The 16,108-nt window shown below is 48.8% G+C and carries 18 protein-coding genes; 11 read left to right on the top strand and 7 right to left on the bottom strand.

Annotated elements, in window-relative coordinates; genetic code table 11:
* Positions 1–155 precede the first annotated feature (155 nt).
* The 6 genes from EHW56_RS00005 to EHW56_RS00035 all read left to right on the top strand — a co-directional run bounded on the left by EHW56_RS00005 (position 156) and on the right by EHW56_RS00035 (position 3,750).
* Positions 156–1,052, top strand: coding sequence for a hypothetical protein (locus tag EHW56_RS00005; protein WP_152796782.1), 897 nt, complete (start codon positions 156–158; stop codon positions 1,050–1,052).
* Positions 1,053–1,203: 151 nt separating this feature from the next.
* Positions 1,204–1,617 (top strand): hypothetical protein, encoded by a 414-nt coding sequence (locus tag EHW56_RS00010; protein WP_152796780.1) that lies wholly within the window; start codon positions 1,204–1,206, stop codon positions 1,615–1,617.
* A 45-nt stretch (positions 1,618–1,662) separates the two neighbouring features.
* Positions 1,663–2,349: a GNAT family N-acetyltransferase gene (locus EHW56_RS00015; RefSeq protein WP_172970040.1), complete on the top strand. Its 687-nt coding sequence runs from the start codon at positions 1,663–1,665 to the stop codon at positions 2,347–2,349.
* Positions 2,350–2,576: 227 nt separating this feature from the next.
* The gene (locus tag EHW56_RS00020; protein ID WP_152796776.1) at positions 2,577–3,074 is read left to right on the top strand and encodes an ASCH domain-containing protein; all 498 of its coding nucleotides are present in this window, start codon (positions 2,577–2,579) and stop codon (positions 3,072–3,074) included.
* A 159-nt stretch (positions 3,075–3,233) separates the two neighbouring features.
* Entirely contained in the window at positions 3,234–3,494 is a 261-nt protein-coding gene (locus EHW56_RS00030) for a type II toxin-antitoxin system Phd/YefM family antitoxin (RefSeq protein ID WP_069590095.1), read from the top strand.
* On the top strand, positions 3,481–3,750 hold the full coding sequence (locus EHW56_RS00035) for a Txe/YoeB family addiction module toxin (RefSeq protein WP_216644429.1): 270 nt from the start codon (positions 3,481–3,483) through the stop codon (positions 3,748–3,750). Before EHW56_RS00030 ends, EHW56_RS00035 begins: the two co-directional genes overlap by 14 nt.
* Before the next feature lie 78 nt (positions 3,751–3,828).
* Here the strand turns inward: EHW56_RS00035 and EHW56_RS00040 are convergent, their stop codons facing one another.
* Positions 3,829–4,593, bottom strand: a complete 765-nt coding sequence (locus EHW56_RS00040; protein ID WP_152796775.1) for a hypothetical protein — start codon at positions 4,591–4,593, stop codon at positions 3,829–3,831.
* 119 nt (positions 4,594–4,712) lie between these two features.
* Entirely contained in the window at positions 4,713–6,188 is a 1,476-nt protein-coding gene (locus EHW56_RS00045; protein ID WP_052708002.1) for a sensor domain-containing diguanylate cyclase, read from the bottom strand.
* Between the two features lie 216 nt (positions 6,189–6,404).
* On the opposite strand from EHW56_RS00045, the gene EHW56_RS00050 reads away from it, so the two are divergent.
* Positions 6,405–6,800 (top strand): hypothetical protein, encoded by a 396-nt coding sequence (locus EHW56_RS00050; protein WP_152796773.1) that lies wholly within the window; start codon positions 6,405–6,407, stop codon positions 6,798–6,800.
* Between the two features lie 79 nt (positions 6,801–6,879).
* Here the strand turns inward: EHW56_RS00050 and yciA are convergent, their stop codons facing one another.
* From yciA to EHW56_RS00065, 3 genes are all read right to left on the bottom strand, one after another.
* On the bottom strand, positions 6,880–7,278 hold the full coding sequence (gene yciA / locus EHW56_RS00055) for an acyl-CoA thioester hydrolase YciA (RefSeq protein ID WP_152796771.1): 399 nt from the start codon (positions 7,276–7,278) through the stop codon (positions 6,880–6,882).
* Between the two features lie 95 nt (positions 7,279–7,373).
* Positions 7,374–7,916: a septation protein A gene (locus EHW56_RS00060; protein ID WP_077605981.1), complete on the bottom strand. Its 543-nt coding sequence runs from the start codon at positions 7,914–7,916 to the stop codon at positions 7,374–7,376.
* Between the two features lie 145 nt (positions 7,917–8,061).
* Positions 8,062–9,405 (bottom strand): sodium-dependent transporter, encoded by a 1,344-nt coding sequence (locus EHW56_RS00065; protein ID WP_046073441.1) that lies wholly within the window; start codon positions 9,403–9,405, stop codon positions 8,062–8,064.
* Positions 9,406–9,922: 517 nt separating this feature from the next.
* On the opposite strand from EHW56_RS00065, the gene cls reads away from it, so the two are divergent.
* From cls to EHW56_RS00085, 4 genes are all read left to right on the top strand, one after another.
* Entirely contained in the window at positions 9,923–11,383 is a 1,461-nt protein-coding gene (cls, locus tag EHW56_RS00070; protein WP_152796768.1) for a cardiolipin synthase, read from the top strand.
* Positions 11,384–11,577: 194 nt separating this feature from the next.
* The gene (locus EHW56_RS00075) at positions 11,578–11,883 is read left to right on the top strand and encodes a hypothetical protein (protein WP_046073439.1); all 306 of its coding nucleotides are present in this window, start codon (positions 11,578–11,580) and stop codon (positions 11,881–11,883) included.
* A gap of 322 nt (positions 11,884–12,205) precedes the next feature.
* Positions 12,206–12,739, top strand: a complete 534-nt coding sequence (locus tag EHW56_RS00080; protein ID WP_152796766.1) for a molybdopterin-dependent oxidoreductase — start codon at positions 12,206–12,208, stop codon at positions 12,737–12,739.
* 10 nt (positions 12,740–12,749) lie between these two features.
* Entirely contained in the window at positions 12,750–14,006 is a 1,257-nt protein-coding gene (locus EHW56_RS00085) for a GGDEF domain-containing protein (RefSeq protein WP_152796764.1), read from the top strand.
* Between the two features lie 76 nt (positions 14,007–14,082).
* On the opposite strand, the gene trpA is transcribed toward EHW56_RS00085, so the two are convergent.
* Complete coding sequence (gene trpA, locus EHW56_RS00090; protein WP_370517162.1) at positions 14,083–14,898, bottom strand: tryptophan synthase subunit alpha; 816 nt, start codon at positions 14,896–14,898, stop codon at positions 14,083–14,085.
* Complete coding sequence (gene trpB, locus EHW56_RS00095; RefSeq protein ID WP_152796760.1) at positions 14,898–16,091, bottom strand: tryptophan synthase subunit beta; 1,194 nt, start codon at positions 16,089–16,091, stop codon at positions 14,898–14,900. The genes trpA and trpB overlap by 1 nt, the downstream gene beginning before the upstream one ends.
* Between the last annotated feature and the right edge of the window lie 17 nt (positions 16,092–16,108).

Consider the following 16,108-nt stretch of genomic DNA (forward strand, 5'->3'; position numbering starts at 1 on the left):
AGCCGACCAAGATCAGCTTGGTGGCCAAACAGAAGCGCTGTCTCATGAATCCCAGTTTCTTAGAAAAGGTTTTAGCCGCAGGCATACCGGCGATGGTTGAAAAATAAACACTCATGCGCTCGCCCTGTGTCATTCGTTAGTGTCACGGAGGACATATGAACGATTCGGAATTGTTAGAACAAGCCTTACATAGTGGGGCAATCATTCATCAACCTCATGCGTTGAAAGCATTTTTATCAGCAAATTTCCTTGCTAAACGTTTTGGTGAAAATGACAAACTTTTTTCTCATACGTCTATTTTAATGGCTAATGATTCAGTTTTGGTACAGCCTACATATGAGGAATCTGTTCAAGCACCAGCATTACAAGATTTTCGTATTCAAAGAATACTGAATCGTGGTATTTATCCCGCAGCTTATCAAGCTACTTTTCAGTGGTATCAAAACAAAGGTTTTGATGAGGTTTTTCGCCACTTTGCCACCAAAGCAGCATCTGATAATGAATACTTATCCCACCATGTGACGATATTGCTTGCAATGAATAGTGTCTATAGGCAATTGAATGAACATCAGATCCCAGCCTTTCTTAATCGTTTTACAGAGTTCGTTACGTCTACGTTTTCAAATATAGATAGCGTTAACTCGAAACCAGTGCCAGTAAAGGCCAGTCTCTCAGATGTATTATCATCTTGTATTGAGCAGTTTGGTTTCTTTGGACACAACTTGATCACTTTGGCTTGGCTATTACGTTGCAAAGATCAGTTATCAACATCACTGTATGAAGCAATGCTGTCAAACTTATATGTTCAGGCCAATAGTCCTTTGGAAGACCCCGAAGATGAAATCGATCAAGTCATATGGGGGCAATGCAAGGCTGAGCCGGGTATAGAATCGTTTGAATCACGTATAAATTGCTTAATCTTTGATTACACGTCAAATTTGCATCAAATAACATTTGCTGATGCTCTATGCTTGTTACAATCTGAGTTTCCGCAATATACGGAAGATTTAAATAAAATAGCGAAATATCAATGCCTTGTTCTTGAAAAATGAAACTAAAAAACGCTTAAATACGGATTCGCAACGCGTAGCATTTGTGGTTTGCGGCAGATTTAGTAATTTAGGTGGTATGCGGTAACATCGGTATTGCGTTGCACACCACGTAAGCGGGCATTTTCTATGTCAGGGAAGATCGAGAAATTAAATGAAAATTAAGCATTTGTCTGTTAATTCATGCCGACCGAAGCGTAGCTCGGAGATTTTAGCTGAGCTGACAAATGGTGAGGCTAAAGCATTTCCTTCAAAGACGATGACTGGTGCATGGATGTGTGTTTGGAGCGAGAGTGATAACGAACTAATAGAGCTCATTCCAGTGCAGTATAAATTGACGTTCGGCGACTTAGCTGCAATTTATGAAGATCAAGGTAAAAAGCAAAATTTTCATGCTTCTCACTTTATGCTCGAAGCAAACAAAACGGTAGATGAGTTAGTTGCGATAGCAGAGAAATATCAATTAACTCATCGATTTAGAAAACACTTTGGTGGTCCTTTGTATGAGGTTTGGCTAGAAGATGGCCTGCTAGTTGAATTTTGCTCTGCCGAAATTTCAAAACTTTAAGTGTCGCGTAGCCGGCACTTTTGACTAAGTATGGAGTATAAAGCGATGGATAGCATTGATAAATCTTGGCTTGCGCGTTTGGGCGTGAATCAGATTGAGAGCAATTATATTTTCACTGGTTGTGAATACTATAAACGAGGCGGCGAAGAGGATTTAGCGTTTCTGTATGCGTCTGATAACCTGACACTGGTCAGCTGCAATGAAGACGTTCGCACACATCTAGAAAAATCTAAGCTGCGATCGCTGTATGACTATATCGACGATGTGAACTCTCAAGCGTTTGAGGTCTATATCGATGATATTGACTATTATCTATCAGGTCATATTTGTGACGCTAAATCAAAGGTAGAGGTTGTTCAGCTCACGCTGGACGCCCATCGGGAGCACATCGAACAATTTATTACAGGGTTTGATGAGGAAGAATTATTTAAAGCGGATTTAAGTCTGGACTCAGACTATTTCTATATGGCATATCTGGAAGGTCAGCCTGTTGGGATCATTGCATCATATTGTGGTGTCGAGCCCTTTGAATCGCTGTCTATCTTAGTGACACCAAACTGTCGTCAGCGCGGTGTCGGCAAGGCACTGATTTCAAGGTGGGTCAAAGAGGTTGAAAAGAGGGGACGTGTCGCCCGATATCGTGCCAACCGGGAAAATATTGCCTCTCGACGCCTTTGCGAGTCGTTAGGCTTTGTTGCTCACAGCCATATTCAAATACTGGCAGAACTATGAGTAGCGGCAACGACCCAATACGCATTGGTGGAGTTATCGCAATATGATAAGTGGGAGAGTCGTTTGTACCTTATGTGCGGAAAATGCCGTCAGGCGAGGTAGGCACAAGAATGTGGCGAGAGCTATGGATTGTCGAAGGCTGTGATGACACCTATCCGATAAAACTTCGCTTTCAGGAGGCGGGAGCTGGCGCCGCGAATTGGATAATTGAATAAACAAGGACACTCATGAATACAGAACAACAGGCATTTTTAAACACCTACCTTGCCACTTTAACTGACGCAGAACGTCAGGCCGTGCCTGAAACGATTGCCGAGTACTTTTGCGCGGATGAATACAATGCTAACGAATGCGCCCGTTTGATTGATCAAGGCATAAAACGCGCATCGTGTAGCTTAAAAGCATGCTACGAGATAGAAAACGAACCTTACCCGCAAGTCGGGCGTTTAACCGTGGTGCTTAACTGGGCGCAGCAGCCGGTTTGTATTATTAAAGTGACTGAAGTGAGCGAGTGCCCGTTTGATCAAGTGACTGCTGAGTTCGCCGCAGCGGAAGGAGAGGGCGATAAGAGTTATGCGTGGTGGCGGCAGGCACATCTTGCGTTTTTTGAGGAAGAGGGGCAAGCACTTGGCGTGCCGTTTACAACCCAATCCCCTTTGGTGTTAGAGCGCTTTGAGAAAGTCTATCCGCTTGATCACCATGAAAATGAGCAGGTGAGCGCATGATAAAACAAGTCGGTCAAACGCCCATCCAACCCGAACACTTGGCTCGCTGTCATTGCGGGACAGTTGTGCTCAGCGAATAGCGACTAGACATGTTCTTTAAGTTGTACATGTCTAGTTTGTTGCTCTATACTTCGATGGTGTAAGAATAGGAGTGATCCGATGAAAATCATTTCGTTTACTGAAGCGAGAAATGGCCTCAAAACGGTATTAGATGGGGTGGTTGACGACGCTGATACCGCTATCATCACCCGACGTGATGCAGAGGATGCGGTGGTGATGTCGCTTGACTACTACAACAGCCTTATGGAAACCGTCCACCTGTTGCGCTCGCCCGCAAATGCTGAGCACCTAAATCGCTCTATTACTCAGTACAAGATGGGGAAAGCGATGGAGCACGCGTTAGTCGATGACGATGAGTAGTCGCTTACTTTGCTGGACGGATGATGCGTGGCGTGACTACGTATACTGGCAAAGTCAGGATAGAAAAACACTCAAGCGAATCAACAAGCTCATCATCGATGTAAAACGAACGCCATTCGAGGGGATAGGTAAGCCTGAGTCACTAAAAGAAAATCTGACAGGCTTCTGGTCGCGGCGTATTGATGACACCAATCGGCTGGTTTACGCCGTGGATGATACGTCTATTACGATCCTATCTTGCCGATATCACTATTAGTCACCTAGCGCCTGCGGTGCACAATGGCACAATGAAGGCGCGAGGCGTCATGCTCACCACCCTCAATAAAATCACTCCTTATAACGCCTCTGGATAGTGCGTTTTCAGTAATTCTTCGACCACCGCCAGGTTCTGTCCGAGCTTTCTCAGTGCCAGCAAGCGTGTTTTGCTAAATTTAGCGTCTTTTTGCACCAAGCGCATGATGTAGGCAGCGCGTTTGCCTTGGTAGACATCCTCTGATTTATGGAAAAAAGCGTTACAGAACAGCAGCGCATCACCTGCATCCAACGCAGGCGTCACCTTACCTTTCTCCATATAGTCATACTCTTGCTGAGTGATGTGAAACGGCGGGTGCTCGGGCACCGACGGGTCGGCAATGCGCACCAGTGAGTGCAATTGATTGGCTTCGCGGATCAGCGATAGGCGCACCGCTCCCTCTTCCATCACGATAGATAACTGCCCTGAGCCGGGTTCTTTCACTGGCGTCAGCGGGATCCATACCGTGAGCATATCTTCCGGCCGCTCCATAAAGCCAATCGAGTCAAAATCGGTATGGAAAGGAAAGCCTTGATCCTCGGGCGTTTTCTCCAAATATAAATCGGCCAAAATGCGATAGTCTGGTAGCAGTGCCTCAATGGTGTCGGCGATGTTGAGATCTGGGTCGCGGAATACCATGGGCCCATAGATCGCTTTTTTGTAAATGTCGGCATACCAAGTTTGCCCATTTGGCATGGCGTCGAGTTTGGCAGCGAGAGCCGTTTGTGTCTCTAGGCTCAGTACGCCAGGGACGACTTTGCCGTGATGAGGAGAGAGGTTGTCGAGAAAATCCGGGCGAGCTGGCATAGAAGCTCCTTGAGGGGGATATAAAATCGAGTGTGTTAGATGTAGTTTAGCAAATCACCGTCTTCACTGAATAACGGCGGTGGCGAGATAAATGTACTGACCGAGAATGCCCTACAAGTTTAAGCGTAACTGACGACCCGGTTGCGTCCAGAGAGTTTGGCGTTGTATAAAGCGTCATCGGCATGCTGGTAGAGGTGCTTAGCATCGAGCTGGGCCGCGTCGAGCTCTGCACAGCCAATTGACACGGACACACGGATAGCGGGGGAGTAGTCGAGGATCGAATGTTGGTCGTAAACGGCCTCGCAGAGCTGAGCGGCATAGTGCTGCGCCGCTTTTTGGTCGGTATTCGCCAACAGACAAGCGAACTCTTCCCCGCCAATGCGATAAATGTTGCTGTGCAGAGGAAGATGCGTTTCGAGTAATGACGCGAAGGCTTCGAGGACGTGATCGCCAACGATATGGCCGTAGTTATCGTTGATGCGTTTAAAATGGTCGATATCAATAATAAGCAGGGATAGAGGCTGATGTCGGTACCGGGCTTGTTCACCAAAGCGGGCAAGGTCACTGGCAAATTGACGGCGGTTGTATAGTTGTGTCAGCGGGTCAGTCGCAGCTTGGCGCATTAATGCTTGTTCTTCCGCCTTACGCTGACTGATATCCCACATCACCCCAGCGACCACACCTTGAGGCTTATTTTTCGGATCATTATTGGTGGTGATTTCTACCCACGTATATTCACCATTATCACGTTTAACCTGTAAGTCCATTTTTAGCTCGTTGCCAGCGGGCGATAAAAAATGGCGCACCCGCGAGAAAAACGCTCGACGATACTGAGGATGAATGCGGCGCAGCCAGTGTCGGCTGGTGTAGGTACGGGAGTCACGAATACTGCTGGCAGCACTGTCACCGATGATCTCTGACGAGCACCAACAGATACCGCGTTGAACATCCACTTGCCAGGTGCTGCAGTGGGTATTGTCTTTAATGATTTCGATTTGCCGTTGTTTAGAAAACAGCTCGTTTTTTAGCACTGTACTGGCGATGAGATGTCCCGTGGCGCGCAGCAAGGTCACATCACTTTCTGACCAGCGTTGTTCACGCTCGCAATCATCAAACCCTAGTGTTCCCCACCATTTATTATCGACAATGATGGGGATGGTTAACATCGATAAAATGCGCTGTTGTGTTAAATAGCGTTTGAGCCAGGATGAGGGTAATTGATCAGTAATGACAGATTGATACTCGCCACGTTGTCGGCTTTCTATCAGCTCGCGGTACTCGGGGTGAGCGAGGCTAGAGCTAAAATGATTGAAGTGGGGGAGACGAATTTGCGCATACTTCTTCTCGTTGGCCCATTCAAAAACATAATCTTGCAAAATATCGCTGTCGCTGAGTGCTAATACTTGAAACACCCACACGCGACTCACTTGCGTGACAGCTCCAATTTCAGCGAGCAAGTGATTAATATTGGCAAGCCTGTCGTCACCACTGACCAGCATGTCTGCGCCGCGTAGCACAGCCGACAGCAGGTCGACATTCAGCTCAGAGAGCTGGTGTCTATCAAGTTCAGGTTGGATCCCGGTTAGGATGGTCATGCGATAGTCCGTTATCTACAAAGTCACCACTTTGTTGAGCGTAGCAGGCGCGTGTATAAATAGTTAACACAGAACACATTAAATATTCAGTGTTGTGGGTCACGTTTGCGTTTAGTCGCACTCGCTCTGTTAGTAAAAATAGACATAATCATCGCCGCAGTGGAATGAGTGCTGCGACAGTGTGAGTGGCTAACACACCTTGATATGGAAATAAGTATGAGAAAGTCAGTGGTAATAAAGCAAACCCCAACCCGTTTATGTGTGAATGATGACTGTTACACGATGCACAATATTGTTGATGCCAGCGTTGAAGAACTCACGTGGAAAGATCACCTGCTGAGGATGTTGGGGTTAGGAATACTAAGCGCGAGCTTTTTGTTTTTTATGTTGGTCGGTGAGCTGCCTTACGCGGAGTATTTGCCTGCAGTGGGCTTTGCTGCAGGCGCGTTGTTAGCTTTGCTGACAAGCGCAAAATACGTGCTACGCATTGAATATAACCACCAGGATGACACGGGCGTGCAATGGCTGACCATCGCCAAAAGCGGAAAGAAAACAGATAAATTGCTTTTTGATCAGCACGTCGCGCAATTAAAGCGGTTGTTAATCTCATAGCCATGCCGGTGGCGATGTTTATCGAGCGGATACACGAAGGGCCTGCAATTTAACAGGCCCTTTTTACTTGTTGATCGCGTTATTTATTGATTGCGCGAGGGCGGCCGTTTTCATCAATCGCAACATAATTAAAGGTTGCATGACTAACCTTGTTGCGATCGCCAATCTCATCATGACTGACGGGCTTAACCCAGACCTCAAGCTCAATGGTAATCGAGGTATTGCCGATACGTTGGCACGTGCCGTAGCAGCAAACCACATCGCCGACACTGACGGGCGATTTAAATGTAATGTCGTTGACAGAGACAGTGACAACGCGTCCACCAGAAATCTCTTTGGCGAGAATTGCGCCGGCTAAATCGAGCTGGGACATGATCCAACCACCAAAAATGTCCCCATTGGCGTTGGTATCGGCGGGCATGGCTAATGTACGAAGCAGCAGTTGGCCACGTGGGCAGTTGTTTTTATTGTCAGGCATGGTTCTCTTCACATCTTATCGCAAAGGGGCATGCACCCCCTTTTTTATAGAACAGACAAGAATTGTGACCGCTAACACAGCATTTGGGCAAGTTTTTATTGGTCTGAGTTGCTCTCTTTGGGCATATGGCGATAGATATACACCCCAGTTGCAATCATAAACAGGAAGGTCAGGATTAAAGTGCCGAAGACCTTAAAGTTCACCCAGGTATCAAGCGGCATACTATAAGCAACATAAATGTTCACGCCGGCTAATAGGGAAAAGAACCCAATCCAGGCCCAGTTAATGGTGCGCCACACGCGTTCTGGCAGTGTAATCTCTTTGCTGAGCATATTCTTGATCAAAGGCTTACCCATCGCCTCGGACACCGCCAAGCCAATGGCGAATAAGACATACACAATGGTGACTTTCCACTTGATGAAGTTGTCATCGTGAAAAAATAGCGTCATGCCGCCAAATATGGCGACCAGAACGGCGGTGATGATTTGCATCTTTTCAACGCGTTTATACAACGCCCAAACCAGCACAACTTGCACTAGGGTGGCGATGATCAGTGCACCGGTTGCCATATAAATATCGTAAAATTTGTATAAGGCAAAAAAGATAATTAAAGGGATAAAATCAATCAGTTGTTTCATAACGCCGCCGCGTAACTAGGTGTATTTAAGCTAAGTATGTACGCAGTGTACCCAAATGCGCAGAGAGGGGAAACGACAAGGCGGAGAGAGAAAAGATAACAAGGTAGGCGCCTTGGCAGGGGGGGTTGCCAAGGCGCGTTGAAGATTAAATCCAATCCCAGCCGAACACCAGTAGCATCAGTATCGGGCAGATAACACGAACATAGCCTGGCCAGATTTTCCAAAACCAGGTTTCGCCAAGCTCAGGGCTACCTTGCACCAGCTCTTTCAAGATTTCGTTGCGGTGCCATAGCCAGCCTGCAACCAACGCAAACAGCAGGCCAAGGATAGGCTGTGCGTACTCGGTGGTGACGGTAACCACCAAGCCAAACAGATCGCCAAAGTTGTAAACAATCACCGCCGAGGCAATGGTGATAAGGCCGCCAATCCACCATACCGCTTTCTCTCGTGATTGACGGAATTCCTCAGTAGCACAGGCTACAGGTACTTCAAGCAATGAGATGGCTGAGGTGAGGGCGGCAATGACCATCAGCAAGAAGAAGGCAAAACCGACAAAGATGCCCGCTGTTCCCATGGTGTCGAACATGGCAGGGAGGACACTGAATACTAGTGTGTCACTGCTGAGGAGCGCGCCTGCATCGCTGTAGATAGCCACGCCATTGTGTTGGGCAACAAACATGGCAGGCATGATCAATAGCCCCGCAATAAAGGCGATGCCCGTATCCAGCAGTGCTACTTGTGCAGCAGTTTTAGGAATGTTGGCGGTTTTGGACAAATACGAGCCGTATACCATCATCACGCACACACCCAGAGAGAGTGAGAAAAACGCTTGCCCCATGGCACTCACGACCAGCCCCGGCGAGAGGTGCGACATATCTGGGATCAGGTACATCTTCAGCCCTTCCATCGCGCCAGGCTGAAATAAAATGTAAACCACCATGATCACGAACAGTAAAAAGAGGACGGGCATTAAACGTGACGACCAGCGTTCGATCCCGTTGGCAATACCATTACGGACCACCAAAATCGTCGGCACCATAAAGCACAGCATTAATGCGAGGTTACGGGTCTCGCTAAATGACTCTAACCATGCTGCCGCATCGGTAAAGCCTATTAATGCAAGTAAGGGGGAGACCATATAGCCCACCAACCAACCGGCCACGATGGTGTAAAAGCTTAAAATGCCAGTCGCGCCGAGTAAGCCGACTAATCCAAGTAACCGACCAATCCATTTTTGTCCACCGGATACGGCTGACAGTGAGCGAACGGGGTTTGCATTGCCATAGCGTCCAATAGTGAGTTCTGCTATCAAAAGGGGATACGCTAGGACAAAGACCATCAGCAAATAAATAAACAGAAAAACGGCGCCGCCGTTTGAGGCTGTTTGCGTGGGGAAACCCCAAATGTTGCCGAGCCCAATCGCAGAGCCGGCTGCCGCCAAGATAAACCCTAATCGGGATGAAAATTGTGCGCGTTGTGTGTTTGCCATACCTACTCGATATCGTATTCGATAATTAATTGATTTTTATGGGCGCATACTCAGTTGCTCCCGTCAGGTGCTCGCTCATGGTGTAAACTAATAATTACACTATGAGACGAGTGGTTCCCTCTACAAAGACTCGTAAGTAAACCAGTTTATGCGTAGAATTTGAAGATCACGCCGTACGTAATGCCATCATATCGCCACATTTCCCCATATTCTCTCTCCGTGTGATTACTTAGTGTGCATCGATAAGGTGAATCCGCTGCCTATAGTGAGTATCACAGTGGCTTTCTCTATCGCAATTATTGATTTAACACATTGTTAACATTGCTGCTTTGGGTCACGTTAAAATGCACCTTAAGGTGCACTTAACATTATACTGGTGTGGCATTTATCACGATTTTTACGCCACTTGTCTTTTTCTAAAGACAAATCATGGCTTGCACCGAGTGGCAAGCTAGGCAGAATAGAGAAAGCGAGAGAACACGCTTTCGTCAGTTATTATTAAGGTGTGCAATTAGGCATGGAAAAAGTCTACGAGATCGTAACCTTACTGTTGCTCCTGGTCTATTGGTTAACCATTGCTGGGGTGACAGTCCGAGTGGTATTCAAGCGCCGCGCGCTGGGTGTATCGATCGCTTGGTTAATGATCATTTATATCCTCCCGATCGTGGGGGTGATTGCCTACCTGCTATTTGGCGAGCTTAACCTTGGTAAGACGCGTGCAATGCGAGCAAAAGCGATGTTTGAGCCATATCGTCAATGGCTGCTCAGTTTGCAGGCGTGCCCTGCACATCGTCCTCAGCATATCAATGAACAATCTCACCATGTCAATCGACTCTGCCATGCCCGAATTGGTGTGCCGGAGCTCACCGGCAACCAGCTGGCGTTGCAAACAGAACCGGCCGATATTCTTAAGTCGATCGCGCTTGATATTCGCCAAGCGCAAAAAAGCGTCGATATGGTGTTTTATATTTGGCATCCCGGCGGCCATGCCGATGAAGTTGCGCAGGCGGCCTGCGATACGGCCAAACGTGGGATCCCCGTGCGTATTATGCTGGACTCTGCCGGCAGTAAAGTTTTTTTCCGCAGCAAATGGCCACATGCAATGCGTGAAGCCGGCGTTGAGCTGATTGAAGCTCTTGCCGTGAATCCATTTCGGATGTTCTTCCGTCGCCTTGATATTCGCCAGCACCGCAAGGTGGCGATCATTGATAACCATATTGCCTATACTGGCTCGATGAACATGGTGGATCCTCGCTTTTTCAAGCAGGACGCGGGGGTCGGGCAATGGGTGGATGTAATGGTGCGGGTCTCGGGCCCTACGGTACCCGTTCTAAGTAGCGTGTTTGCGTGGGATTGGGAGGTGGAAACTGGGCTACGCGACTTGCCGTCATCGCCAGAGTGTTTGCTGATTGAAGATCACCAACATGCCAATCACGCGGTGCAAGCTATCCCGTCTGGACCTGGCTTGCCAGAAGGGATGATTCAACAAGTGCTGACTCTGGCTATTCATCAAGCAGAGAAGAGCATTGTGATCACCACCCCGTACTTGGTGCCAAGTGAAGGTCTGATGGTGAGCTTACAAACGGCCGCGCAGCGTGGGGTGTCAGTCACTCTGATTATTCCCGAGAAAAATGACTCCTTGATGGTGGAGTGGGCGAGCCGCTCGTTTTTTGAGGATTTAATGTCAGCAGGGATAGAAATCTACCGCTTCGGTGGTGGGTTATTACATACCAAATCCGTGTTGGTCGATGAGCAGTACTGCCTCGTGGGTACGGTTAACCTTGATATGCGCAGTTTATGGCTGAATTTTGAGCTCACGCTGACCGTCGACGATCCCGAGTTTTGTGCGAATATTCATGCGCTACATCGACACTATTTGGCACAATCGACCCGCATTAGTGCGGACGCTTGGCAACAAAGACCGGTCTATCATAAGCCGATTGAGCAGTTCTTTTACATGTTTAGCCCGCTGTTGTAAGGGGGGCTGAGTCGCTGGGCGAATTCATTTACCGTATGCAGTATTATTGAATAAGTATTTGTTTTTGCATGGGGTGATGCAACAAGAATGTAACCATCTATGATCTTAAGCAATACAAAGCTGGATAGTCCTCCATCCCTTATGGCTAAGCACTATAATAGGGAGTGCCCCAAGTCGAGTGATAGGAGGCTAACATGTCTATCCATTCACGTAGTTATACTTTAAACACCACCCCCGCGCGTCAAGCGCATGTGCGGGTGATCCCCAATGGCAATGTGACGGTGCACATCGCCGACGAGGAAAGCCCTCATCTCGCTGAATTTGATGAAGTGACGTTTCAGCGCAAAGGAAAAATCACCCAGTTATTGGCTGAGCATATTGAGCCTGGCAAACACGATAATTGGGCGTTACCTTTGAACCATCGCGATGCCAACGAGCTCGCGACATTGATCGATCAAGCTCAAGAAGAGTTTGAGATATTAATGCGCGACCTGAGCTAACACCCTGACCCACCAGTGCGTTTACTGGTGGGTCTTTTTTATCTTCATGACGTGCGGTCTGACCGTATTGACTCCCCGTTGTCTCAATTGTGCGAATTATCAATAAACCCGCTTGTTAGCACTGTTCAATATGCATCCTTTTGAAGCACACTAATCGCAAGTCCGCCACACGCGTGGCGAGATGCTAACAGGTGGCTCATTCTGGGCACGCAATACGCTTGGTCAGGGTGTGTCTGGTACGCAACCTAAACCTGTTTTTGTTGAGTGGTAACGGTTGAGCGACAGTTGGTAAACACAACCGTAGAGACGTCAATGGTGAGCGATGAACATACAATCATGCCCAACCTATATAACGGTATTTTGCGCGTCGACGCGCGTACTCATTCCCTTCGTGGTGGTATTTGTCTCTGTGCTCGCATTAGACAGCGCACAAGCTTCACTTCGTCTTCCTGTGTCTCTGACCCTCACGGTGGGCGATGCGGAGCGTATCACGTTTGATCGCCAACAATTAGATAGATTTCCTCACATCGATATCAGTACACACACGCCTTTTACCGCCGGGTTGCAAACCTTTCGAGGAGTCAAACTATCAACATTGCTTGAAGCCGCCAATGTCTCGCACTATCAAGCATTGACGCTTAATGCGATGGACCGCTATCAGGCACGTTTACCGCGGGATGTGGTGACACGCTATCAGCCCATTATTGCGTTTGAGCGCAATGGTAAACCGATGACCATTCGAACATTAGGGCCACTTTGGTTGATTTACCCTTTGGATGATTACCCGCAACTGCAATCCGATCGCTACTACGAGACGATGGTTTGGCAGTTAACAGACATTGAGGTTGAGCCTTGAGGAGGCATGAATGATGAGAAGTAAGCAATTGAAGATCATGCCTGCTAAGCGCGTGATCTTGGTTGGCTGTATCGCCTTAATGGCAGTCGGCGTGGTGTTGACGACGCACAAGATAACCAGCTTATCGGATCGGTTAACCAGCAGCCAAAGCAAACTTGTATGGTACATGCTTAGCTTGTCCAAAGAGTACGATGCACTGATGACGTTGCTGGCACGCTATCAAGGCGGAAAGAGCAGCTTTGATAATGTGGCGGTGCAGCATGAGATCTTGTGGAGCCGCTTTCCTGTCGCGATCAATATGGCTCGCGAACACACCGCATCACAGCCCAACCCTAGGATGTTGCTTAACGCGATATATCGCGATCTTCAGGCGAGCGAAGCTAGCTTCTATGCCTTACGCTTTTCTACACACAATATTGGTGACGTGATGGCGCGCTATCGCCAACAGCGGCAACAGCTGGAAGACTACTTTGCGCAGACACTGTCATTGCCAGGCAACGGTTATCGAGAACACACACGGCTTCTTAATCAACTTGGGCAGCTGACCACCATGATGACATTGGGGATGATGGCGGTTGGTGCGACGGTTCTGCTGCTTATCGCGCATGACGCGAAACGATACTACAAACTCGCCCGAGAGGATCAACTGACTGGCCTGAATAATCGACATTGGCTGTTTGATTCCTTGAACCACCGCTTTGCGACCTCGACAGAAGGGGTGGCGATTTTAGTGATTGATTTGGATGGTTTTAAGGCGATAAACGATACGCATGGGCATGATGTGGGTGATGTGTTTTTGCGCACACTGGCAAAGCGCTTTGCTGATGAACTCCCTAGTCATGCCGTTATCGCGCGATTAGGTGGCGATGAATTTGCGGCGATAATTCCCTATCAAGAGGCAAATATGCCTGGTGAGATAGCGACGACACTGGTCAATATTGCGCAACGACAATCGGTATTGCTTGGCCACCGGTGCAAAGTGTCAGCCAGTATTGGCCTGGCATTCGGGCAAAATAACATCAGTGGTGAAAGGCTACTGAGGTATGCGGATACGGCGATGTATGCGGCAAAACATGGCGGTAAAAACCAATATCGTGTTTACCATGACGCGATGCAAGCATCTGACCACCGACTGCACAGTCGTGGCGCGCGTCGACCAGCGCTGGAGAGCGACGACAGCAATGAAACACAGACTGATCAGGGTGATGCATTTAAGGTTTCGCTCGCGACAATCCGCCAAATCAGTAAACCTAATGCGCGTGAATGACGCTATCGCGAGCGTTAATAGGTGGGTGACGTGAAATGGGCAGGCAATTCTGCCCATTGTGGTAACTGGCGCCGTTTTATTGTTGCGTCGCCGCTTTCATTTCATGGACAAACTGCGTGAGCGTATGGAGCATCTTAGGTACATCATGTTGATGGTGCTCGATGATCTTCACCACCGCCGAGCCAGAAATGGCGCCTGCCGCCCCGGCGCTAATTGCCGCTTTGACTTGCTCAGGGGTCGAGATGCCAAAGCCAAGCAGCGGACGCGGTGCTTCATGATGATGCAAGGTGCCGAGTAAGTGCTCAACAGGCGTTCCCGCCTTGGCCTCGGCCCCAGTTACCCCCGCGCGCGACACCAGATAGGTATAGCCACGACCGAGCTCCGCAACCTGAGCTAAGGTTGCATCGTCTGCGTTAGGCGGGGCAATAAAAATCGGATCAATGCCCTGCGCCAAGGCTTGTTCACGAAATGGCGCAGATTCAGCAATTGGCACATCTGCCACGAGCACCGAATCGACACCCACTTCCGCGCAGCGGGTATAAAAAGCGTCAACACCACGTGCGTAGACGAGGTTAGCGTACATCAGCAGCCCAATCGGCACGTTAGGGTGTTTTTCGCGTATCGCTGCCAACATTTCAAAGCAGGTATCGGGGGTGGTGCCAGCCGATCTTGCTCTAATGGTTGCATCCTGAATGGTCGGCCCATCGGCCAATGGGTCAGAAAACGGCATGCCGAGCTCAAGCGCGTCGGCACCGCCCTCAACCAAGGCATCGACCACGGCGAGTGATTGTTCTGGATTTGGATCCCCCAAGGTGACAAAAGGAACAAAGGCACCTTGCTGTTTGGCATCCAGATTTGCGAACATCGCTTGATATCGAGTTGATGATGCCATCATGACAGCTCTCCTTTGCCTTCTAAAATGTCATATACAGTAAAGATATCTTTATCACCACGTCCGGATAGATTCACCACTAAAAGCTGCTCTTTGTCCGGCTCCGCCGCCATCATCTTTTGTGCATGGGCAATGGCATGGGCCGACTCCAGCGCGGGAATAATGCCTTCGTTGCGCGCAAGTGATTGAAACGCTTCTAAGGCTTCATCGTCGGTGACCGCCGGATATTCGGCGCGACCAATGGCGTTAAGGTGCGCATGCTGAGGCCCCACCGACGGGAAGTCTAACCCTGCAGACACTGAATACGACTCTTCCACTTGACCATATTCATCTTGCATTAATGGGGACTTCATACCGAAGAAAATACCGGGTTTGCCGTGCTTTAAGGGCGCGCCGTGTTGATCGGTATCGAGTCCTTTGCCTGCCGGCTCAACACCAATTAAACGCACGTCTTTGTCATCGATAAAGTCAGCAAACATGCCAATCGCGTTTGAGCCGCCACCCACACAGGCGATCACTGCATCCGGTAAGCGACCTTCTACCTGCTGAATTTGCGTGCGGGTTTCCTCGCCAATAATGCGTTGAAACTCGCGCACAATGGTCGGGAAGGGGTGCGGGCCCGCCGCAGTGCCGAGCAAATAGTGTGCGGTATCATAGTTGGCTGACCAGTCGCGCATCGCTTCGTTACATGCATCTTTTAACGTCGCTGAGCCCGCATGTACTGGGATCACAGTGGCACCCATCAGCTTCATTCGAAACACATTAGGGCTTTGGCGCTCAACGTCTTTGGCCCCCATGTAGATGCGGCATTTCAGCCCCAAGAGCGCACATGCCAATGCGGTCGCCACACCGTGTTGACCGGCTCCGGTTTCGGCAATGATCTCTGATTTGCCCATACGCTGGGCAAGCATCGCTTGGCCCAGTACTTGGTTGGTTTTGTGCGCTCCGCCGTGTAGCAAGTCTTCACGCTTAAGATACAGCTTGGTGTTCGTCCCCTTGGTGAGGTTACGGCAAAGCGTCAACGCGGTGGGTCGTCCGGCATACTCTTGCAGCAGGCGGATAAAATCGTCTTTAAATTTCGGATCGTCTTGGGCATCAATAAACGCCTGTTCGAGCTGATCCAGCGCAGGCACCAGGATTTGGGGCACGTACTGACCACCAAATTCGCCAAAATACGGGTTAAGCTTGCTCATAATTATCCTTTTACGTC

This window comes from Salinivibrio sp. VGrn1, from assembly GCF_009377995.1.
Lineage (GTDB): Bacteria > Pseudomonadota > Gammaproteobacteria > Enterobacterales > Vibrionaceae > Salinivibrio > Salinivibrio siamensis.